The organism is Sutcliffiella halmapala, from assembly GCF_050107295.1.
GTDB lineage: Bacteria > Bacillota > Bacilli > Bacillales > Bacillaceae_I > Sutcliffiella_A > Sutcliffiella_A halmapala_A.
In genome coordinates this window covers 288,820-307,758 of sequence record NZ_JBNIKR010000005.1, presented here as the reverse complement: position 1 = coordinate 307,758, position 18,939 = coordinate 288,820, and the positions used below count along the sequence as shown (strand labels likewise).

Annotated in this window: 22 protein-coding genes; 10 read left to right on the top strand and 12 right to left on the bottom strand. The window is 40.5% G+C overall.

The window, feature by feature from the left end:
- Nucleotides 1–77: 77 nt before the first annotated feature.
- The 7 genes from sda to ACQCT5_RS10885 form a co-directional block, all read right to left on the bottom strand.
- Nucleotides 78–215, bottom strand: a complete 138-nt coding sequence (gene sda / locus ACQCT5_RS10915) for a sporulation histidine kinase inhibitor Sda (protein WP_499641756.1) — start codon at nt 213–215, stop codon at nt 78–80.
- A gap of 375 nt (nt 216–590) precedes the next feature.
- The gene (locus ACQCT5_RS10910; RefSeq protein WP_499641753.1) at nt 591–1,325 is read right to left on the bottom strand and encodes a LytR/AlgR family response regulator transcription factor; all 735 of its coding nucleotides are present in this window, start codon (nt 1,323–1,325) and stop codon (nt 591–593) included.
- 29 nt (nt 1,326–1,354) lie between these two features.
- The gene (locus tag ACQCT5_RS10905; protein WP_499641751.1) at nt 1,355–2,938 is read right to left on the bottom strand and encodes a PAS domain-containing sensor histidine kinase; all 1,584 of its coding nucleotides are present in this window, start codon (nt 2,936–2,938) and stop codon (nt 1,355–1,357) included.
- A 554-nt stretch (nt 2,939–3,492) separates the two neighbouring features.
- Entirely contained in the window at nt 3,493–4,533 is a 1,041-nt protein-coding gene (locus ACQCT5_RS10900; protein WP_499641750.1) for an alpha/beta fold hydrolase, read from the bottom strand.
- Entirely contained in the window at nt 4,530–4,991 is a 462-nt protein-coding gene (locus ACQCT5_RS10895; RefSeq protein ID WP_499641748.1) for a hypothetical protein, read from the bottom strand. The genes ACQCT5_RS10900 and ACQCT5_RS10895 overlap by 4 nt, the downstream gene beginning before the upstream one ends.
- Before the next feature lie 18 nt (nt 4,992–5,009).
- Nucleotides 5,010–5,786, bottom strand: a complete 777-nt coding sequence (locus ACQCT5_RS10890; protein ID WP_499641747.1) for an SDR family oxidoreductase — start codon at nt 5,784–5,786, stop codon at nt 5,010–5,012.
- A 1,045-nt stretch (nt 5,787–6,831) separates the two neighbouring features.
- A complete protein-coding gene (locus tag ACQCT5_RS10885) occupies nt 6,832–7,029 on the bottom strand; it encodes a cold-shock protein (protein ID WP_204420134.1) in 198 nt (65 codons plus the stop codon).
- A 438-nt stretch (nt 7,030–7,467) separates the two neighbouring features.
- Here ACQCT5_RS10885 and ACQCT5_RS10880 point away from each other — a divergent pair, with 438 nt between their 5' ends.
- Entirely contained in the window at nt 7,468–8,631 is a 1,164-nt protein-coding gene (locus tag ACQCT5_RS10880) for a dicarboxylate/amino acid:cation symporter (RefSeq protein ID WP_499641744.1), read from the top strand.
- Nucleotides 8,632–8,696: 65 nt separating this feature from the next.
- On the opposite strand, the gene ACQCT5_RS10875 is transcribed toward ACQCT5_RS10880, so the two are convergent.
- Nucleotides 8,697–8,876 carry a hypothetical protein gene (locus ACQCT5_RS10875; protein WP_499641742.1) on the bottom strand — a complete coding sequence of 60 codons (180 nt, stop codon included), beginning with the start codon at nt 8,874–8,876 and terminating at the stop codon, nt 8,697–8,699.
- Nucleotides 8,877–8,985: 109 nt separating this feature from the next.
- Nucleotides 8,986–9,171 carry an H-type small acid-soluble spore protein gene (locus ACQCT5_RS10870; protein WP_417899172.1) on the bottom strand — a complete coding sequence of 62 codons (186 nt, stop codon included), beginning with the start codon at nt 9,169–9,171 and terminating at the stop codon, nt 8,986–8,988.
- 125 nt (nt 9,172–9,296) lie between these two features.
- Here ACQCT5_RS10870 and ACQCT5_RS10865 point away from each other — a divergent pair, with 125 nt between their 5' ends.
- Together ACQCT5_RS10865 and ACQCT5_RS10860 are read left to right on the top strand one after the other, a co-directional pair.
- Complete coding sequence (locus tag ACQCT5_RS10865) at nt 9,297–9,548, top strand: atypical membrane-integrating protein (Mistic protein) (RefSeq protein ID WP_499641740.1); 252 nt, start codon at nt 9,297–9,299, stop codon at nt 9,546–9,548.
- Nucleotides 9,545–10,555: a potassium channel family protein gene (locus tag ACQCT5_RS10860; RefSeq protein ID WP_499641738.1), complete on the top strand. Its 1,011-nt coding sequence runs from the start codon at nt 9,545–9,547 to the stop codon at nt 10,553–10,555. Before ACQCT5_RS10865 ends, ACQCT5_RS10860 begins: the two co-directional genes overlap by 4 nt.
- Here the strand turns inward: ACQCT5_RS10860 and ACQCT5_RS10855 are convergent.
- From ACQCT5_RS10855 to ACQCT5_RS10845, 3 genes are all read right to left on the bottom strand, one after another.
- On the bottom strand, nt 10,552–10,959 hold the full coding sequence (locus ACQCT5_RS10855; RefSeq protein WP_499641736.1) for a YugN-like family protein: 408 nt from the start codon (nt 10,957–10,959) through the stop codon (nt 10,552–10,554). The two genes, ACQCT5_RS10860 and ACQCT5_RS10855, sit on opposite strands and share 4 nt — an antisense overlap.
- 105 nt (nt 10,960–11,064) lie before the next feature.
- Nucleotides 11,065–12,414, bottom strand: a complete 1,350-nt coding sequence (locus tag ACQCT5_RS10850; RefSeq protein ID WP_499641734.1) for a glucose-6-phosphate isomerase — start codon at nt 12,412–12,414, stop codon at nt 11,065–11,067.
- A 187-nt stretch (nt 12,415–12,601) separates the two neighbouring features.
- Nucleotides 12,602–12,859 (bottom strand): hypothetical protein, encoded by a 258-nt coding sequence (locus ACQCT5_RS10845; RefSeq protein ID WP_499641731.1) that lies wholly within the window; start codon nt 12,857–12,859, stop codon nt 12,602–12,604.
- 297 nt (nt 12,860–13,156) lie between these two features.
- Between ACQCT5_RS10845 and ACQCT5_RS10840 the strand changes: the two genes are divergently transcribed.
- Genes ACQCT5_RS10840 through mnhG form a run of 7 tightly spaced genes read left to right on the top strand, consistent with a single transcriptional unit; the run spans nt 13,157 to nt 18,923 of the window.
- Nucleotides 13,157–15,550 carry a Na+/H+ antiporter subunit A gene (locus tag ACQCT5_RS10840; protein ID WP_499641729.1) on the top strand — a complete coding sequence of 798 codons (2,394 nt, stop codon included), beginning with the start codon at nt 13,157–13,159 and terminating at the stop codon, nt 15,548–15,550.
- Nucleotides 15,550–15,972, top strand: coding sequence for a Na(+)/H(+) antiporter subunit B (locus ACQCT5_RS10835; protein ID WP_499641826.1), 423 nt, complete (start codon nt 15,550–15,552; stop codon nt 15,970–15,972). The genes ACQCT5_RS10840 and ACQCT5_RS10835 overlap by 1 nt, the downstream gene beginning before the upstream one ends.
- Nucleotides 15,972–16,313: a Na(+)/H(+) antiporter subunit C gene (locus ACQCT5_RS10830; RefSeq protein WP_499641727.1), complete on the top strand. Its 342-nt coding sequence runs from the start codon at nt 15,972–15,974 to the stop codon at nt 16,311–16,313. The genes ACQCT5_RS10835 and ACQCT5_RS10830 overlap by 1 nt, the downstream gene beginning before the upstream one ends.
- Entirely contained in the window at nt 16,306–17,787 is a 1,482-nt protein-coding gene (locus tag ACQCT5_RS10825; protein ID WP_499641725.1) for a Na+/H+ antiporter subunit D, read from the top strand. Before ACQCT5_RS10830 ends, ACQCT5_RS10825 begins: the two co-directional genes overlap by 8 nt.
- Before the next feature lie 6 nt (nt 17,788–17,793).
- Entirely contained in the window at nt 17,794–18,270 is a 477-nt protein-coding gene (locus tag ACQCT5_RS10820) for a Na+/H+ antiporter subunit E (RefSeq protein ID WP_499641723.1), read from the top strand.
- Nucleotide 18,271: 1 nt separating this feature from the next.
- Nucleotides 18,272–18,568: a Na(+)/H(+) antiporter subunit F1 gene (locus tag ACQCT5_RS10815; protein WP_499641721.1), complete on the top strand. Its 297-nt coding sequence runs from the start codon at nt 18,272–18,274 to the stop codon at nt 18,566–18,568.
- Nucleotides 18,552–18,923: a monovalent cation/H(+) antiporter subunit G gene (mnhG, locus tag ACQCT5_RS10810; protein WP_499641719.1), complete on the top strand. Its 372-nt coding sequence runs from the start codon at nt 18,552–18,554 to the stop codon at nt 18,921–18,923. Before ACQCT5_RS10815 ends, mnhG begins: the two co-directional genes overlap by 17 nt.
- The last annotated feature ends 16 nt before the right edge of the window (nt 18,924–18,939 follow it).

Below are 18,939 nucleotides of genomic sequence, written 5' to 3'. Positions count from 1 at the left end.
ATTGAAGTATTTTTTAGAGTATGACAAAAAAGATGTATCTATATCCGCACATCTTTTTATACGTATTATCTATTTATCTATGTATGTGAAATTGGTAGTTCAATATTTCTTCTCTTTATTTCTTCTATAATCAACTTTAAGAAATCTTCATTAAGATTGTTCGTTTTTGCTGCTTCATATACTTCCATCAGTGATTCATTACTTAATAAATCCATTAGATTCCCTCCCAAGCGTTAGGATTTTCTAAATAGCTGATCTAAGTTATCTTATTCTGTTCTGTAGAGCTGCCAACCATTCGCTAGATAGTTTGTGTCATAAACGAATATTTAAATAAGATAGCTTTTCATCTTTTTAAAAATCCTAATATAGTGGAACGGAAGTAATTGGAAAATAGATTCATGTTATCTATCTAACCTCTATACGTAAATCTTATCGGAAACGTTTCACTTTTGTCCAATGAATTATCAGCCTTTGAGTGTTAAAACATTGCCTTTCAGCCCTGTTCCTTAGCATTTCAACCCTTTTGGGCCTACATTATAGGGACAAGTCTTGGGTTGACCGCAAAAAACTCAGATTACGAAATATTCACCTTAAATGTTCGTAATCTGAGCAAGCATTTCCTGAACTTCATTGATCTTGAGCTTAGAAATATGTGCGTATTTCTCGTGGTTGATAAAATAGGCAAAATAGGTTTCATTTTTAGGTGTAATATGTGATAGCATACGCAAATTCACGATATAGGAGCGATGGGTACGGTAGAAATTACTGTCTAGCTGCTTGTAGATATCGCTGATATTTTCATAGGTTTCGACTGTTTGATTGACGGTATAGATAATGCACTTTTTTCCTGATTTTTCAATAAAAATGATATCATTGAATGCAATATAATAAAAAGAACTGTTAGAACGGACAGGAAGTCTCTTGTTGCCCGAAAGCTCCCCAGCTTCCCTATTGTTCAATATGATTGCTTTCGCTCTCTCCAAAGCTTTGTACACCCTGATTTTTTCTACCGGCTTTACGATATAATCCACTGCCGAGATTGCAAAAGCTTCTACAGCAAATTCATTGTACCCTGTTGCAAAAATGAATTTTAAATCCGGCGCAAAAACCAGGCAATCCTTAATTGCTTCTAGTCCATTTTTATTCGGCATGTTAATATCTGCAATCACTAACTCCGGTTTGTTTTTCATAACACTCTCGATCAGCTGTTCTCCATTTTTACAAATATCGATTATTTTAAAGTCTCTTAACTGACTTATAAAAAATTTAAGTATTTCAAGAGAATCCTGATTGTCATCAACAATAATGAGATTTATTGGCTTCAATCGAAGAAAACCCCTTTCTTTCCGTAAAATTAAATAGGGATCTTCACCCAAAATGTACTTCCTTCATGTTCTTGGCTGCAAACCCCAACTCTACCTTTCATCTCCAGTACATTCTGTTTCACCAGGGTCAAACCAATTCCAGTTCCTTCAATATTAAAGTCTGCATGGAATATCCGGTAAAAAGGTTCAAAAATCTTTTCTTGCAGCTCTTTTGGAATTCCTATTCCCGTATCTTTCACAAAAAGTGCCAGGTAGTGCCCCGTCACTTTCCAATATAGGGAAACAGAACCTTCCACTCTATTATATTTAATAGCATTTGACAGCAGATTAACGACGACCTGTTGAAACCGTATCGGATCAACCAATACCGTCACATCCTCCAGGTCTTTTTCCACAAAAATCAAGATCTTTTTATCCAATGCATTATTTTTCAATAGTTGTATGCAATCATAAATCGCATCTTTGACATTGACAGGCTTGTAATTGTCATCAGCCATATCAGGCTTGGAATCAATCCTTACCAATTCGAGAATGTTATTAATTAATTGAAGCAGATGTTTACTGGAATACAGAATTTTACCTAACCGATATTCCTGCTTGGCCGAAAGAGGATCTTTTTTATCATCATCCAGTATTTGAGCAAAGCCTATAATGGAATTCAAAGGTGTTCGCAACTCATGACTAATCATTGCCAGGAAGTTCGTTTTCGTTCTATTTGATTTTTCCGCTACATTCTTTTCATTTATAAGCGATTGCTCGATACTTTTTTGCAGAGTTATATCATGAAAGATAATCAAATGGTGAGCTTGATAAATATCTTTGGAAGCGAAAAAACTGATGATTCTTTCCGTCTGATCCGGCCGATTAATCATATACTCATCAGAATGCGTTTTTCCTAAGGACAATAGATTACTCCAGTGTTCTTTTAAAGGAGTCTGGTTTGAATCACTCACAAATTTTTTCACCTGGAGAGACCTGCACTCTTCTTCCTTTATTCCAAGAATCGAGCAAGCTGCAGGATTGGTGTCTACAATATTCCCTTCATTATCCAGAATCATGATTCCTACCTGCGCCCCTTCGAATATATCGCGCAACTTCTGTTCATTCTGCATAAGATGAATAATGGTTTTCTGCAAATCCAGTAATTCCTTAGGCGACTCTGTCTTGTTCAGCTTCATCGCAGTCTCATTGAGGCTGGAATTGATCTCATGTGTTTCCGAAATTCTTTGTTTATGTATGTATTCTTCTGTAATATCAAGAATCATCAGCGTGTATTCTCCTGCCAAAGAAGGGAATATCATAAACCTTAGCCACTGTACGGATAATTCAGAGAACATTAAATCAAATTGCTCAAATCTGCTTTCCTTGATTACACTATCTATGTGGTTATCAATAATAGAGGATAATTCAAATTGAAATATGGAAATTATATGCTGGCCGTTTATTGGGCACGCATCAAGCTTTAAAAGGTTCATCGCTTCATCATTAATAAAACTAATTCTTTTATTCCCATCAAACAGGATATAGCCATTTGATCGACTGCTAAAAGAATTTGTTTTCTTAAATTTACTATGGTTTTTTTCGGCTTGATCCACTTTAATAAAATTATTCATTTTCATTCCTTTCTCAAATGCCCCATTCCTGACAAATGATTAAGAAAACTAGTATATGTATCTAGTAGTTTGGTGCATATCGAACATCTAGGAAAAAAGATGTAATATCATGCACATTAAAACTTGTACTGTTAATATTATATCTTTTAAAATAGACTTTTTACACCTTGTTACTGTTGGATATCCCTCCAATATTTACGTACACTCTGATATTTTAACTCTAAAAGCTATTATATAACCACTTCCCACGTTGCTTTTCACCTGCAATTTCTGCCCTTTTCATACCGTAAAACCTTTATTTCATTAGCTTTTCGACACTTTTGGTGGTCTCAACCTTATACTATAAACTTTAGCGTAATATAATAAATCCCCTGAAAAATATTACATTATTTACCGATAAGTGTGCATAAAGAAAGGAAGCCGAGATTTCTAGTCTATGGGCTTCCCTTTTCACTATTTAATTTCCAAAAAAAACTGTTTAAATACTATTGCACCAATTCCCATATATTCAAGATACGGATCTATTATTTTATTACATTCAAGCAATAGAAACATTACACTTCCCTCCCTAATGGAGATGATCGTTCTGGAAGCCATGAAGCTAGAAAATCAGGCAGTTTTCCATCTTTTACTGTCGTACCAGTATGTCCACCCTGCAGGATTTCACAGCTTTTATCTGGACTTGTAACCGCGTTCAAAATCGGTAGACATTGTTCTTTAGGAACTAAACGGTCTCCCTCTGTTACAACAACCAGCAAATTGGCACGAATTGCTGCGAGATCCACGTTTTTTTCATTTATTTCCAAGTTTCCTCGAATAAGCTTATTTTCTTTTACTAGATCGGTATTTATCTGTATGGCAGTTTTTGCAGTTAAGGGAATATGACCTTTTGTCCAGGTGTTGAAGCGAATCCATTTATCAACATATTCCCGGTCTTGTGCTTTACGAAGCAGAGAGAGGTAGGGGCTATAATAGATGGGCGATGTCAGAAGGCGCATGCCTGCTTCCACTTTGGGACCAGGGATAATTCCCATTTCTTCGATATACTTGTCAAAAGAAACCCGCTCTTCTCTCAACGCCTGTATCCAGGAGTCAAAGAATGGAATCCTTTCAAAATCAATTGGAGTTACGATGAGTATCAGATTTTTTATCGGTTCTTTAGCCAATGCGCAGTATATTGCCGCAAGTGTTCCACCCAGACAATATCCGAATACGGTGATCTCATCCGCTTGCGCATGCTTTAATGCACGTTGAACACCTCTTTGAATATACTCTTTTACATAGTCGTCAATGGATAGATTCCGATCCTCTAATCCTGGGATTCCAAAATCTAATAAGTATACATCGTATCCATTTTGGACAAAAGCTTCAATGGAACTTCTTCCGTGACCCAAGTCTAAAATAAATGGGCGGTTCACCAATGAATAGATAAGAAACAGAGGGACCTTGTATTTTTTTTCTTTTGCTGGATAATACCATAGGGTCGCTTTATTTTTTTTCCATATCGCATGTCTTCGTGTGACCCCATCACTATATGGAAGTTTATTGTATTCCTGCATTTCTTTTTTCCATTTTGATAGATTTTCAGAAGTCAAAGAGAAAACCACCTCTCCATTTGTATCACTTTTGAATCCTTGCCTGGTTTCTTTGAAAGCACAACGTCTCCTTCCTTGGCTTTGAACCGCGGGGAAACATGATCTTTCCTCTCGTTTTGATAGGATTGCCTTTGTACTTTTCGTTCCACTTGCTCCAATGAAACAGAAAGCTTTGCCAACTGCCCTTCGATGTTATCCATCTTTTCCTCGAGCTGTATCATCAATCTCGCTAAATTTGCCATATCATTTTTCGTCGGAAAATTAAATTGAAAGGAAAGAAGTTCAACATTTTCCTTTACACTCCTCATTCTTCTTGCAAGTAATTCACTACCCAAGTCCCCATATTGCGCAATATCTTCCCGGTTCAACTGAGTCTGAATCAGTTCATTCAGCTGTTTTTCCAATGATATCCCCTTTTTTATAAGGTTCTCCATTGCAACGCTATTACGATTTGCCAAGTATATTCACATCCTTCTTTAAATTAATGCTGTCATTCCGCCATCCATTACCAACACATGTCCTAAACAGTAATCGGAAGCTTTTGAAGCCAAAAAGACTGCCGCTCCTTTCAGATCATCTTCATTTCCGAAGCGTTTGGCAGGTATTTGCTGCATCAAGTCAGGTGCGGACTTTTCCAGTACTTTTTTCGTAATCTTAGTCGGAAACATTCCTGGAGCAATCGCATTTACCTGAATATTGTGCTGTGCCAATTTCACAGCAAGGTCCTTTGTAAAAGTGATGACACCACCTTTACTCGTGTTGTACGCAATTGTGTCCATAATCGATGGGGATGTTCCTCCTAATCCGGAAATGGAGGCAATATTGATAATCTTTCCGCTGCCCTGCTTAACCATCACTCTTGCAACTGCTTGGCTGAACAGGAATACTCCCTTTAGATTGACATTCATGACCTTATCCCATTTATCCTCTGGTAAATCCAGCGTCGGCGCCATCCAGGAAGTGCCACTATTATTGACTAAAATATCAATTGTTCCAAATTGCTCAAGTACAGTATCTACCACTAGCTTAATGTCCTCCGACTTTGTCACATCACACGAAAGTGCCAAGGAGCGAATACCTTTCTGCTCAAGCTCCTCACTTACCTCCTTGCAAGCAGCAAAGTCTCGCGAGCACACTACAACATTTGCACCTGCCTCTGCCAAACCATGGGCTATCTGTGCACCAAGCCCCTTACCTCCCCCTGTAACAATCGCTGTTCTCCCACTCAAATCAAACAACCCTTCTATATCCATCAAACAACCTCCTAGTTATACTACGTCCCCATCCTTACTCTATTAAACCTTAAAGAGACTTCCATATATTATAGAAAGAAAATGATAGAGATGTGTTTAAAATGAGCATAATGCCCTAGCATATTTTTAATAGAGAGGATGGGGCCTGACCCTCCTACACATCAACACAAACAAATCTTAAGACCGCTCCATCCTTCACCTACAACCAATCAACAACGCAAGGATCTGGCCCTGGTCTTGTGCATCCCTCTCGCACAAAACCTAAAAACCCATCCCTCCCAAACGTCAACTGCTTCAAAACCGCAAGATCAACAGTACGGGGCCTGACCCTCCTACCACATCCCCACAAAAAAACCTTAAGACCGCTCCATCCTTCACCTACAAACAATCAACAACGCAAGGGTCTGGCCCTGGTCTTGTGCATCCCTCCCGCACAAAACCTAAAAACCCATCCCTCCCAAACGTCAGCAGCTTCAAAACCGCAAGACCAACAGAACGGGGCCAGACCCTCCTTCCCAATCAATTCAAACAAAACTCAATCCCACCCTATCCCTAACCTACAAACAATCAACACCGCAAGGGTCTGGCCCTGGTCTTGAGCATCCCTCTCGCACAAAACCTAAAAACCCATCCCTCCCAAACGTCAGCAGCTTTAAAACCGCAAGATCAACAGACGGGGCCTGACCCTCCTACCACATCAACACAAACAAATCTCAAAACCGCTTCATCCTTCACCTACAACCAATCAACAACGCAAGGGTCTGGCCCTGGTCTTGTGCGTCCCTCCCGCACAAAACCTAAAAACCCATCCCTCCCAAACGTCAACTGCTTCAAAACCGCAAGATCAACAGTACGGGGCCTGACCCTCCTTCCCCATCAACACAAACAAAACCCAACACCACTCCATCCCTAACCTACAACCAATCAACAACGCAAGGGTCTGGCCCTGGTCTTGAGCATCCCTCCACCTATCAAAATCAGCACGAATCCAAAAAAAACAAAAAAAAAGCCCCCTATAAAGGGAGCTTTTCCTCGTCAAAAACTATTACTTTTGAACGTTAGTTGCTTGTGGTCCACGAGCGCCTTGTTCGATTTCGAAAGATACAGTTTGACCTTCTTCTAAAGATTTGAAACCTTCGCCTTGGATAGCAGAGAAGTGTACGAATACATCGTCTTGTCCTTCTACTTCGATGAAACCGAAACCTTTTTCAGCGTTGAACCATTTTACTTTACCTTGTAACATAATGTTTCCTCCTACAGTGGATGAATCCACAATTGTATTACCATTCTTGCTCTGCATAATCTTTCAAGACGAAAAACGTTGAAGTAAATTCCTTCTATCAGCCTTACCGAACAAAAACAATTAACTTAATCATAGAGGTTAATCTTTTAAAAATCAAGTTTTATTTGGTTTTGCTAGTAACTTCCATCTTTATGTGACGGTGTTGCTGGAAAACGGCAATGAAGATTATGCAGCAAAAAACTGCAACGATGGTGAATTTCTGTAGTAGTGTACCCAAGATAATCCAAAATATAAACCTATACAAATAAATTTTTTTCATCTGGAAAAAATTTATTTGAAATACAGGAAATATTATTCTTCCCTTTTTATGATTATATGTTGTAACATAGTACAATAGCTTTTCCAAGAAGAGACAACTGTATTTTTAGGGAGGACAACATGAAAAAATTCGGACTTTTACCCAGAATCATTTTAGCTATTCTCTTAGGTATTATCGTTGGGAACTTTGCACCACAGTGGTTGATTAAAATCTTTGTAACCTTTAATGAGATTTTCGGAAACTTTCTTGGTTTTGCCATCCCGCTTATTATCATTGCATTCATTGCACCTGGTATCGGGGAACTGGGCAAGGGGGCCGGAAAACTGTTAGGGATCACAACAGGATTGGCATACCTATCCACTGTTGCGGCTGGCCTATTGGCATTCTTTGCAGCAAGCTTTCTTTTTCCTTTGCTTTTGAAAAATGCAAATTTGTCTAAGGCTTTTGAAAATCCCGAAGAATCTCTGCTTGCACCTTTCTTTAAGCTTGAAATCCCTGCACCATTGGAAGTGATGACCTCATTGGTTATCGCCTTCACGCTTGGTCTTGGAATGGCTGCTATCAAAGGGAATGCACTAAAAACAGTGATGGTGGAATTCAGACAGATTATCGAGCTTGTGATTTCAAAAATCATTATTCCACTCTTACCGTTTCATATATTAGGAATTTTTGCGAATATGACCTATGGCGGTCAAGTCCAAACAATCATTACCGTATTCGCCAAGGTTTTCATCTTGATTATTCTGCTTCACATTGTCATGCTCCTTTTCCAATATACGTTAAGTGGGACAATTTCTAAGAAAAATCCATTTAAGATGCTTAAGACGATGCTGCCGGCTTATTTCACTGCACTTGGCACCCAGTCATCCGCATCTACCATTCCTGTTACGCTCGAGCGTGCAAAGAAAATGGGCGTTAAAGAGAAGACAGCGGATTTCACTGTCCCACTACTTGCCACCATTCATCTTTCAGGCAGGACAATCACCATCGTCTCCTGTGCAATGGCAGTCATGTTTATCAATGGGATGGATTATTCGTTCGCAACCATCCTGCAGTTCATTCTTATGCTTGGTGTCACGATGATTGCTGCACCAGGAGTTCCTGGTGGCGCTGTAATGGCCGCACTGGGACTTTTGCAGACGATGCTTGGCTTTGATCAGACACTGGTTTCACTGATGATTGCCCTGTATCTGGCGCAGGATAGCTTTGGTACGGCCTGTAACGTTACCGGAGATGGCGCAATTGCAAATGCAGTTGATCGATTGACCGGACACAAAAATTAGATATAAAGAAGCGGAGGGCTCAAATTTGAGTCCTCCGCTTTCTTTATGTAAGTGAGTTCATGAATTTATTTCAACTGCATTCTTTCATAACCAAAGTGCTCCAAAAATTCGTTAAATGCCTCCATCTTACCTAGAATGATATCGTGCTGCAATTCACCAGGAGCGGTTGAGTCCATCTCCTTCCTATAATCTTTAATTCTGGATTCTACATAGGAAATGATAGCTGTTTCATTAAATGATGTCATATATCTCATCTCGTCGTTTTAATAGGAATTTACCCTTGAACTAACACAAGCAAACTTTGGTGAGCACATTGCAAAAATAAAAGAGACTCAACATCTGAGTCTCCTGCTTTTATCGTTCCACTTCCTGTAAATCATGTATATCTACTGTTGTTCTCTCTTCACCCGGTCCGCGAAGGTGAACGGTGGCAGTTCGGCCGTCCTCGCTCAGGGAATCGATCCATACCTCTGTTCCTTGAAAGGTTACATTTATGTCGGCTGATGATGAAAGGATCTGTTTCACACGTTTTGTTTCCATTATTATCCCTCCTGCATTTTTTCTTTGTTCTTCATCTTTATATTTTTGCTTTTTTCCTCTTATTTATGCCTCCAAAGTTTAAGCCCTTGCCTCTATTGTCAAGAATATAAAAAGAGGTGAACATAATGAAGCTGAAACCTGATGAAAAAGAAGCCTTAAGTGATGCAATAGACAAGATGAATGAAAGCCTGGACCGTTTTATTGAGTTCTATAATGAAGCTGAAGAAGACAAAGCGATTATTGAATATGAAGATGAGGTCATTGCACTTATCCAGGCAGGAAAAGAGAAATATGGAGAAAGCGCCCTGACAAAAAAAATCAATCTGATCCTCAAAGAAGTGCTATCCTTTGTATCTGATGAGGAAAAGGAATCATGAAAAATCTCAAGAGTAATTCATCATTTTTATTCGCCTTTGTTCATTGGCCAGTAATCATTAGAATTCTTTGTATTATTTTCATCATAAATATCTCATTTGGAGTGCTGATACATTTTATCGAACCGGCTGAGTTCCCCGCAATATTTGATGGGATATGGTGGGCCATTGTAACAACGGCGACACTTGGCTATGGAGATTACGTACCCGTTACAGTTACCGGGAGATCCTTGGCCATACTATTGATATTTTTCGGGACAGGTTTTGTGACTACGTATTTTGTTGCGCTTGCAGCTAGTGCTGTGGCTACACAAAATGCTTATTTGGAGGGCAAAGTGGAGTATAAAGGTGAAGGACATATCATAATTGTCGGTTGGAATGAGAGGGTCAAAGAGTCTTTGATGCATATAAAAGAGCTTGTAAAGAAGCCTGTGGGGGTTGTCTTAATCGATCAGACCTTGCAGCAAAACCCACTACATGACCAAAATGTCCACTTTATTAAAGGGAATCCCATTTATGATCAGGTGCTTTTAAAAGCAAATGTTAAAAATGCATCACTCGTTGTCATAACATCCGATCAGAGCAAAGATGAAGTCCAGGCAGACATGAATGCCGTCTTAACATTATTGACCGTTAAAGGCTTGAATCCTGAAGTTCAAACCATTGTAGAGATACTGACTTCGGCCCAGGTCAAGAATGCCAGTCGGGCAGGTGCCGATGAAATTATCCAGACCAATATGCTATCAAGCTATGTCATGATCAACAGTATGGTATCATATGGCATGTCCAATACTGTCCTTAATATGCTTGATCAACTAAAAGGCAGCAAGCTGAAGTATCTGGATGCAGAGGAATCCTATATCGGTACGACCTTTGAGCAATTAAGCAACCAGCTGTTACAAAATAAGATACTATTGATAGGCATAAAAAGAAGAGAGGATACGATGGTCAATCCTCCTCTCTTCACGCTTATTCAGGCTGATGATAGTCTTCTGGTAATCAAAGATTAGTCCTGGAGTAGTACAGCTTCCAATTCTTTCACCAGAGTTTTGCCGAGATCGATGTACTCTTTAGGGAAAGTAGCGTCCGGGTCAACCGGTTCGGAAAACTGATCAAATGATGCTGTTGCATTGTCTACATGCACATTATCATCTAATCCTCTTTGGTATTTATGTGATAGTAAAAAAGGTCTTCCTAATCTCACAGAGGTACCTTGGGAGTCAAGCTGGCCATCTACCGCCTGAAAGGGAACACGTAAAAATTGGTATCCTTCATCACTGTCGATTTCATAATCAAAATAGCCATGGTCATACTCCCAGCCGCCACCAATTGAGTAGCCCAGACTTTTTAGTTCCTGTTCCAGCTTATAAAGATGAAACTCCGTACCTTCCAGTTTTGAAGGAATTGGAATCATGGAAATCCCTCCTTTTATAGTGGTAGGCTTCCCTTGTAGGATGTTTGTCATGCAAAATCATTAAAAAAAGCTGCCCACAACCTCGGCAGCTTTTCCTTTTTAAAACTATTTCAAACGCTTCTCAAGCTCCGCTTTAACCTCTTCAAAGCCTGGTTTGCCTAAGAGGGCAAACATGTTCACTTTATAAGCTTCCACTCCAGGCTGATCAAACGGATTGACGCCAAGGAGGTACCCGCTCATTGCACAAGCTTTTTCAAAGAAATATACAAGGTAGCCGAATGTATAGGCATCCATCGCAGGAATGTTTACAACAAGGTTTGGCACCCCACCGTCAGTATGTGCAAGCAATGTGCCTTCGTAAGCTTTCGTGTTGACGAAATCGACAGTCTCACCAGCGAGGTAGTTCAAACCATCAAGATCGTTTTCTTCCGCTTCCACTTTAAGCTCATGTCTAGGAGTATCGACTTTGATGATTGTCTCAAACAAGTCACGGCGGCCTTCCTGTACATATTGTCCCATAGAGTGCAGGTCTGTAGAAAAGTTTGCGGATGCAGGGAAAATACCCTTTTGATCTTTCCCTTCACTTTCACCAAACAGCTGCTTCCACCATTCAGAGAAATATTGCAATCCTGGCTCGTAGTTGATAAGCATTTCAATGGTTTTTCCTTTATTGTACAGGACATTACGAACTGCGGCATACTGATAGGCAGCATTGTCTTCCAACTCAGATTCAGCGAAATCAGAGCTTGCCTGTGCAGCGCCCTTCATCATCGCCTCGATATCTGCACCAGAAACGGCGATAGGCAGCAATCCTACTGCTGTCAGAACAGAATAGCGTCCCCCCACATCGTCAGGAATAATGAATGATTCGTATCCCTCTTCCGTTGCAAGAGTTTTTAATGCACCACGCGCTTTGTCCGTTGTTGCGTAAATACGTTTTCGCGCTTCTTCTTTACCGTATTTTTCTTCAAGGATCTTGCGGAAAATGCGGAAAGCCAATGCCGGCTCTGTTGTAGTACCCGATTTGGAAATGACATTGATGGAAAAGTCTTTTCCATCTAATAGGTCCATTAAATCTTTCATGTAAGTGGAACTGATGTTGTTTCCAACGAAAATCACTTGTGGAGTTTTACGCTGCTCTTTTGATAGTGCATTGTAGAACGAGTGATTCAGCATCTCAAGGGCAGCACGCGCTCCAAGATACGATCCACCAATCCCCACCACCAATAGAACATCGGAGTCAGCTTTAATTTTCTCTGCACTTTTGACGATTCGTGCAAACTCTCCTTTGTCATAGGCAGTCGGCAGATCGATCCAACCGAGATAATCATTTCCTGCCCCTGTTTTCTCATGTAGAGAATGATGCGCCACTTTCACTGCATCTCTTAAGTATGTAATTTCATGTTCGCCGAAAAATGATAGAGCTTTACTATAATCGAAGCGAATATGTGTCATTGTTTATACCCTCCAAAAAACATATTTACCATGCCAATTTTCACTTTACCTAATAACACACAATAATTCAAGAAGACCACTCTTTGAAAGCGGATACAGTTTTCAAAGAGGATTCGGGACATAAGAAAACGGCTATACACTACGTATAACCGTATCTTATTTAAAATATGAAGACTTACCAGAAGAGTCAGGTTGGCTCAACTTCTTCTTTTTCACCTTTATTTTTCGCCACTACTACACGAATATATTCACGTGGCTTAAATGGTCTGATGACATTTAAGCTGCCTTGATCGTCCAATTGATTGCTTCCAATCAGCACAATTTGAGAATCAGTGGTGTTCATACTATCGTCAAATTCCTTTTTCTGCTCGGTATTAACCCACCATGCACCAGCAAATAATGTGGAAAAAATTGAAAGAGCAACAGCTGCTTTTGTTTTCATCATAACTACCACCACCCTGTTTATAGAATGGCAAAATTCGACGTTTTTTATGCATGCAGAAAAAATTTTTTTGGTTTGTTTGGACGAGTTTCTATTTATTTAATATAGAAAGGAAAAATGGCCTATACTAAGAATCGACATGGATGCTATTAGGTTGGATTTAGTATATAATTTGATTTGGTAATGTTTCTTTATAAATAATTACTCTCAACAATACATTGCAGGTGCTTAATTGATTAAGGCGCTTTGCATTGTTTTCTTATGTTAGGGAGGTTACTTGAAATAGAGGAGGTTTGTGTCTTGTCACTGATTCACTTAGTGATTTTATCGCCTTTCTTGCTGGCGATTTTTGTGCCTTTGCTGCATAAGTATTTTAAGCGTATACATACCGGTTGGTTCGTCCTGCTACTTCCCATTCTATTGTTCATTTACTTTATAGGAAATTTAGGGGAAACGATGGACGGTAATACATATTTGAGTACAATGAATTGGATTCCTTCCATGGGGATAAATTTCGCAGTGTACCTGGATGGCTTGGGGCTATTGTTCGCCCTTTTAATAACGGGGATCGGTTCCTTGGTGGTCCTGTATTCCATTTATTATTTATCCAAGGAAAAAGAAGCCCTTAACACCTTTTATGTTTACCTTTTGATGTTCATGGGAGCCATGCTTGGTGTTGTATTATCAGATAATATGCTGGTTCTCTACTCGTTCTGGGAGTTGACCAGTATCTCTTCCTTCTTATTAATTAGCTATTGGTATCATCGGGAAAAATCCCGTTATGGAGCCCTTAAGTCCATGCTAATTACCGTTTTCGGCGGACTTTCCATGCTTGCCGGAATTATTCTACTCTACACGATGACAGGAACATTCAGTGTTCGCGAGACAATCGCAAATGTTGATATCGTAACTGCTCACGAATTATTTGTTCCTGCGCTCATTCTTTTTCTTTTAGGCGCTTTTACAAAATCAGCCCAATTCCCATTTCATATCTGGTTACCTGATGCAATGGAAGCTCCTACACCCGTCAGCGCATACCTGCACTCTGCAACGATGGTTAAAGCCGGTATTTACCTTGTTGCCCGCATGAGCCCTGTATTCGCTGGAGCACCTGAGTGGTTCTGGTTGATTTCAATTTTCGGAATCATTACGTTATTCTGGGGATCCTTCTCCGCAGTGAAGCAGACAGATTTGAAGGCTATCCTGGCTTTCTCTACAATCAGTCAGCTCGGATTGATCATGTCCCTGCTCGGAATCGGCAGTGCTGCGGTTTACTATGACTATCTTGAAGAAAATATCTATACGGTTGCGACACTTGCAGCCGTATTCCATCTGATCAATCATGCAACATTCAAAGGAAGTCTCTTTATGGTTGTCGGGATCGTCGACCATGAAACAGGGACAAGGGATATCCGTAAGCTTGGCGGATTAATGAACTTGATGCCGATTACCTTTACCCTTGCAATCATCGGTGGATTTTCGATGGCCGGACTGCCACCTTTCAATGGTTTTCTCAGTAAAGAGATGTTCTTTACGGGTATGGTCAACGCTACACAGATCGATGCGTGGAACATGGAAACATTAGGGATGATATTCCCGGTATTGGCTTGGATAGCAAGTATCTTTACTTTCATCTACAGCATGGTACTAGTGTTCAAAACCTTCACAGGGAAGTACCAGCCGGAAAAGTTGGATAAAAAACCACATGAGGCGCCACTTGGGATGTTGATTCCTCCCATTATTCTTGCTTCCTTGGTTGTTATTTTCGGATTTTTCCCGGAAATTCTGAAAGGCTTAATTGAAGCCGCCCTTCACTCCATTTTCCCCAGCAACTTTACAGTGGAGGATGTGCACATCTATTTCTGGCATGGATGGACAATCGAGCTATTCATGACGATCGGTGTTATCGCTTTCGGTTCCTTCTTGTACTTTACCGTGGCTAAATGGGGAAAGATCTACGAGTGGTTCCCGAAACGTCTCACATTGAACAAGCTGTATGACGGAGGTCTTGTAGGACTCGAACGTGGCTCTTTTGCCTTTACAAAGTTCTATATGACAGGATTTATCCGAAATTACCTTGTGATGATTTTTGGATTTATGGCCATATTGCTCTTTTATGTTATGGGGCAAACAGGGGCATTCAACTTCAACTTTGACAATGCATCAGAGGTTGGTGTTTATGAACTGATCCTGGCACTTGTCATGGTGATTGCGGCAGTGACTATCCTCTTTACTAAATCACGTCTTTCCGCAATCATTGCGCTTGGAGTAGTAGGTTATTCCATGAGCTTGTTCTTTGTACTATTCAGGGCACCTGATTTGGCTTTAACGCAACTGATTGTTGAAACCGTATCGGTAGCACTATTCCTGTTATGCTTCTACCATCTTCCTGAAATCTCCAAGAAGGTGAACAGACTAAGATTCCGCCTGACAAATTTCATCATCTCCATCAGTGTCGGTATCGTCGTTATTCTGATCGGGCTTTCTGTCAACAGTTCCCGTGTAGCAGAGTCCATATCAGATTATTTCGTAACTGCTTCATATGAGGAAGCAGGCGGAAAGAACATGGTAAATGTCATATTGGTAGATTTTCGAGGCTTTGATACCCTTTTCGAAATTGCCGTTCTCACCATTGCAGCTTTCGGTATCTATGCCATGATCAAGCTGCGACTTACGAAAGGGGAGAGTCAATGATGAAGGTGAATGATCTGATTTTACAAACCGTTACGACTTTTTTGGCGTTTATCATAATCATTTTCTCCATCTACCTTTTCTTTGCCGGCCACTATACACCAGGAGGCGGATTTATCGGAGGATTGATGACTTCCGCAGCCCTGGTCCTTTTGCTGCTGGCCTTTGATATAAAAACAATGAAAGAGGCTTTGCCTATTAATTTCCTGACAGTGGCAGCCAGCGGATTGATGATTTCCATTTTAACAGGGGTGGGGGCATTTCTTTTTGACGTCCCATTTTTGACACATACCTTTCAGTATATTGAACTTCCGATTCTTGGAGAAACTGCCCTTGCCTCTACGCTTGCATTTGACTTAGGAGTTTATTTAGTTGTTGTCGGAATCGCGATGACCATTATTCAAACGATAGGAGAGAGCGAATAATGGAAATAGTAATGACCATAGTTGCAGGAATACTGATTGCAACTGCTGTATATTTAATGCTTTCAAGAAGTATTTTACGAATTGTAATCGGAACAGGACTGTTATCGCATGGTGCCCATCTTATGATTCTTACCATGGGGGGATTGAAGCGGGGTGCTGCCCCTCTTCTCGGGCAGGAAGCCACTTCCTATACCGATCCTTTGCCGCAGGCTCTCATTCTAACGGCAATCGTTATCAGTTTCGGTGTCACCTCATTCTTCCTTGTCCTTGCATACCGTGCTTATCAAGAACTGAAGACAGATGATATGGATAAATTAAGGGGAAATGAAAATCATGAATAACCTAGTGATCTTACCGATACTAATCCCTTTAATTACAGCTACACTTCTTTTACTTTTACCAAAGAGAATCAAGCTGCAAAAATTGATTAGTGTCATTTCGTTATCTTTTGCAACTATTGCCTCAATCGTTCTCGTCCATAAGGTTTATACAGATGGGATTCAAACACTTGAAATAGGAAACTGGCGACCGCCCTTTGGCATTGTGCTTGTGGCGGATATGTTTGCCTCCCTGCTGGTGTTGACAGGTATCATTGTCTCCTTTATGTGTATCCTGTTTGCATTCCGCTCCATAGGAAAGGGACGGGAGAGCTATTACTATTATGCTTTTACTCAATTTCTATTAACAGGTGTGATGGGGGCATTCCTGACAGGGGATATATTTAATCTATTCGTCTTCTTCGAGGTGATGCTGATGGCCTCCTATGCACTGATTGTCATTGGAGGCACTCGCAGCCAACTACGCGAATCCTTGAAATATGTACTTGTCAATGTGATATCCTCCGCCCTGTTTGTACTGGCACTTGCCTACATTTATGGGCTTATGGGGACGCTTAATATGGCGGATATCTCCAACAAAGTGGCGGAATTCGGTCAAAGCGGAATATTAACAGTAGTTGCTATTTTGTTTTTAATTGTGTTCGGACTAAAAGGCGGGATTTTCCCATTGTACTTCTGGCTTCCTGGTTCCTATCATGCCCCACCATATGCTATTACAGCGTTATTTGGAGCATTACTGACAAAGGTTGGTGTATACGCAATCTTCCGGACATTCACACTTATTTTCTATCATGAACCAGCAATTACCCATACCATTATCGCCATACTAGCGGGGATCACCATCCTGATTGGTGCAATCGGCGCTATCGCATATTGGGATGTCAAAAAGATTCTCATTTATAATATTGTCACTGCGGTCGGTGTCATCATTTATGGTGTGGCACTTGCCAATGAAACCGGTTATGCAGGTTCCATCTATTATCTAGTACATGATATGGTCATCAAGGGGGCACTTTTCCTTCTAGGTGGAGCAATGTTTGCAGTTACTGGAACGGATAATATCAAAAAAATGGGAGGCCTTATCAAGCGTCACCCACTACTTGGATGGATGTTTTTCACAGCTGCAATGGCACTTGCAGGGATACCGCCGTTAAGTGGTTTCGTAGGAAAAGTTCTTTTGGTACAAGGTGGTTTAGAGGCTAATCACTATGTGTTTGTTGGTGTCATGCTTTTGTCGAGTTTACTCGTCCTCTACTCTGTCATGAAAATCTTCATGAATTGCTTCTTTAAGGCAGAGGTACTATCTGCAAAAGAAGAACAAGGCTCTACAAAAGGACTCATTTATCCTTCTGTCATCTTACTGGCACTTTCTGCATTCCTTGGATTTGGTGCAGAATTTGTATACCCGTATGTATGGCAGGCAGCAGAAACACTGATGGATCCATCCATCTATATCCAAGCAGTTTTAAAGGAGTAGTTTCTAATGGCTTTTCAAATTCTTATTAATATTTTGGTTGCAGGAACGTGGATGTTTCTTAAAAATGACTGGAGCTTTCCTTCCTTCTTTGTAGGCTATTTTTGGGGGCTTCTTCTGATACTCGCAATGAGACGCTTTATTCCCGGTCGTTTTTATTTTTCACGTATAATTGCCGCGGGAAAACTGTTTTTCCTTTTCCTGAGAGAGCTTCTATTGGCAAATGTTCAAGTAATCCGTGATATTCTTCGCCCTAACCTTGACATCAAGCCAGGTATTTTCGCATTGCCTACCGACCTGAAGAGTGATTGGGAAATCACCTTACTTTCCCTTCTCATCACCCTGACACCTGGTACGCTTGTGATGGATATTTCGGATGATAATAAAATCCTTTATATCCACGCAATCAATATGCCGGATGCAGATCAGGCTATCTCAGATATAAAAAACTCGTTTGAAAAGGCAATAATGGAGGTGACGAGATAAAATGTTTGACACTCCTTTGGAAGCATTACTTACAGTAAGCTTACTGATTTTATCCGTCTCCACCTTAGGGCTTGTATATCGTGTCATAAAAGGGCCATCCACTCCTGATAGGGTCATGGCACTTGATTCGATCGGGATAAACTTAATTGCCATAACCGCCATCATTTCCATTTCGCTAAAGACGGATGCCTTTTTGGAGGTAATTCTCTTAATAGGGGTTATCGCCTTCGTCGGTACTGTAGCTTTCTCAAAGTTTCTACAGAAAGGGGATGCCATCGAATATGACAGAAACAGTTAATGTTTTTATTGGCGTGCTCGTCCTGTTAGGTGCGCTCCTAAGCCTTGTAACCACATTGGGACTATTGCGCCTGCCTGATGTCTATTGTCGCAGCCATGCTGCTTCCAAGAGCGCCACATTGGGGGTTCTCCTCGTTTTAATAGCTGCCTTGCTTTATTTTTGGTTTGAAGACAATTATTTCAGTGCCCGTTTAGTGTTGGGTATTGTTTTTGTATTTGTTACCTCACCAGTAGCGGGGCATCTACTGATAAGGGCTGCATATTACACGGATGTTCCACTTTGGAAAGGTTCCGTACAGGATGACCTGAAGAAAAAAGCGCAATCCAATACACTCCAGAAGATGAAAAACAGCTAACGGTCAGAGCCCGTTA

Excerpts from the sequence above, each read along its gene's own strand:
- sda (WP_499641756.1), bottom strand. The coding sequence starts at position 215 with ATGGATTTATTAAGTAATGAATCACTGATGGAAGTATATGAAGCAGCA.
- ACQCT5_RS10905 (WP_499641751.1), bottom strand. The coding sequence starts at position 2,938 with ATGAATAATTTTATTAAAGTGGATCAAGCCGAAAAAAACCATAGTAAA.
- ACQCT5_RS10890 (WP_499641747.1), bottom strand. The coding sequence starts at position 5,786 with ATGGATATAGAAGGGTTGTTTGATTTGAGTGGGAGAACAGCGATTGTT.
- ACQCT5_RS10885 (WP_204420134.1), bottom strand. The coding sequence starts at position 7,029 with ATGTTACAAGGTAAAGTAAAATGGTTCAACGCTGAAAAAGGTTTCGGT.
- ACQCT5_RS10880 (WP_499641744.1), top strand. The coding sequence starts at position 7,468 with ATGAAAAAATTCGGACTTTTACCCAGAATCATTTTAGCTATTCTCTTA.
- ACQCT5_RS10875 (WP_499641742.1), bottom strand. The coding sequence starts at position 8,876 with ATGACATCATTTAATGAAACAGCTATCATTTCCTATGTAGAATCCAGA.
- ACQCT5_RS10870 (WP_417899172.1), bottom strand. The coding sequence starts at position 9,171 with ATGGAAACAAAACGTGTGAAACAGATCCTTTCATCATCAGCCGACATA.
- ACQCT5_RS10865 (WP_499641740.1), top strand. The coding sequence starts at position 9,297 with ATGAAGCTGAAACCTGATGAAAAAGAAGCCTTAAGTGATGCAATAGAC.
- ACQCT5_RS10860 (WP_499641738.1), top strand. The coding sequence starts at position 9,545 with ATGAAAAATCTCAAGAGTAATTCATCATTTTTATTCGCCTTTGTTCAT.
- ACQCT5_RS10855 (WP_499641736.1), bottom strand. The coding sequence starts at position 10,959 with ATGATTCCAATTCCTTCAAAACTGGAAGGTACGGAGTTTCATCTTTAT.
- ACQCT5_RS10850 (WP_499641734.1), bottom strand. The coding sequence starts at position 12,414 with ATGACACATATTCGCTTCGATTATAGTAAAGCTCTATCATTTTTCGGC.
- ACQCT5_RS10845 (WP_499641731.1), bottom strand. The coding sequence starts at position 12,859 with ATGATGAAAACAAAAGCAGCTGTTGCTCTTTCAATTTTTTCCACATTA.
- ACQCT5_RS10835 (WP_499641826.1), top strand. The coding sequence starts at position 15,550 with ATGAAGGTGAATGATCTGATTTTACAAACCGTTACGACTTTTTTGGCG.
- ACQCT5_RS10830 (WP_499641727.1), top strand. The coding sequence starts at position 15,972 with ATGGAAATAGTAATGACCATAGTTGCAGGAATACTGATTGCAACTGCT.
- ACQCT5_RS10825 (WP_499641725.1), top strand. The coding sequence starts at position 16,306 with ATGAATAACCTAGTGATCTTACCGATACTAATCCCTTTAATTACAGCT.
- ACQCT5_RS10820 (WP_499641723.1), top strand. The coding sequence starts at position 17,794 with ATGGCTTTTCAAATTCTTATTAATATTTTGGTTGCAGGAACGTGGATG.
- ACQCT5_RS10815 (WP_499641721.1), top strand. The coding sequence starts at position 18,272 with ATGTTTGACACTCCTTTGGAAGCATTACTTACAGTAAGCTTACTGATT.
- mnhG (WP_499641719.1), top strand. The coding sequence starts at position 18,552 with ATGACAGAAACAGTTAATGTTTTTATTGGCGTGCTCGTCCTGTTAGGT.